Annotated in this window: 1 protein-coding gene; it reads left to right on the top strand. The window is 45.9% G+C overall.

Going from position 1 to position 1,343, the window contains the following annotated elements:
* The coding region (locus D8793_RS11975) for a mucin-binding protein (RefSeq protein ID WP_446677596.1) at positions 1-1,343 on the top strand (1,343 nt) is incomplete at both ends.

Genomic DNA, 1,343 nt, shown 5'->3' with positions numbered 1-1,343 from the left:
CTTCCAAAAGTACCAAACCTTCCATATCCAAACAATCCAACAGATCCAACAAAACCAGGAACTGATCTTCCAGTTGTACCAGATGTACCAGGCACAACACCAGTCGGCCCAGATGGCACAACACCATTGACACCGAAAGATCCGAGCGATCCAAGCAAGGGTTACAACCCACCACCAATTCCAAGTGATCCAACTCAGGATACACCAATCAACTACGTTAAAGATGGTCAAAAAGCGATTATCACATTCGTAGACCAAGATGATAACAACAAGGAAGTTGGTAAGGTCGTTGAAAGCGGTAAGTCAGGTGAGCCAATCGGAACTACTAACTACGCAACTCGTCTGAAAGAATTGACAGACAAGGGCTACGAAGTGGTGAACGATGAGTTCAAGGGACCTAAGACCTTCGATAACGATGATAAGAAGGACCAACAATTTGTGGTTACTCTTCGTCAAGGTAAAGAGCCAATTACAGACCCAGCTAAATTGAATAGCAAGGTTACTCGTACCATCAAGTATCAATACGCAGATGGTGAGACAGCGGGTCGTCCAGCTCTGAAAGCTCCTGTGACTCAAGAAGCAGCCTTCACACGTACAGGTGAACGTAACCGTGTAACTGGCGTTGAAACCTTCGGCGCATGGACACCAGCTACGAAAGAATTGGCTCAAGAAGCTACACCAGTTGTGACTGGATTTGTGGCAGACAAGGCCAATGTCGCAGCGAAGACAGTGAAAGCTGGCGACGCTAACAGCGAAGAAGTTGTACAATACAAGAAACTTGGTTCATACGTACCAAATGTACCAGATGGACTTCCAAAAGTTCCAAATCTTCCATATCCAAATGATCCAACAGATCCAACGAAACCAGGTACTGATCTTCCAGTGGTACCAGATGTACCAGGCACTACACCAGTAGGCCCAGATGGCACAACACCATTGACACCGAAAGATCCGAGCGATCCAAGCAAGGGTTACAACCCACCACCAATTCCAAGTGATCCAACTCAGGATACACCAATCAACTACGTTAAAGATGGTCAAAAAGCGATTATCACCTTCGTAGACCAAGATGATAACAACAAGGAAGTTGGTAAGGTCGTTGAAAGCGGTAAGTCAGGTGAGCCAATCGGTACAACCAACTACGCAGCTCGTCTGAAAGAATTGACAGACAAGGGCTACGAAGTGGTGAACGATGAGTTCAAGGGACCTAAGACCTTCGATAATGACGATAAGAAGGATCAAACCTTCACCGTTACTCTTCGTCAAGGTACAGAGAAGATTACAGACCCAGCTAAGCTCAACAAGAAAGTATCACGTACGATCAAGTACGAATACGCAGGCAG

Origin of the sequence: Streptococcus cristatus, assembly GCF_003943465.1 — a bacterium.
In the GTDB taxonomy this organism is placed as follows: Bacteria; Bacillota; Bacilli; order Lactobacillales; family Streptococcaceae; genus Streptococcus; species Streptococcus cristatus_C.
This window is presented reverse-complemented; position numbering and strand designations above follow the sequence as displayed.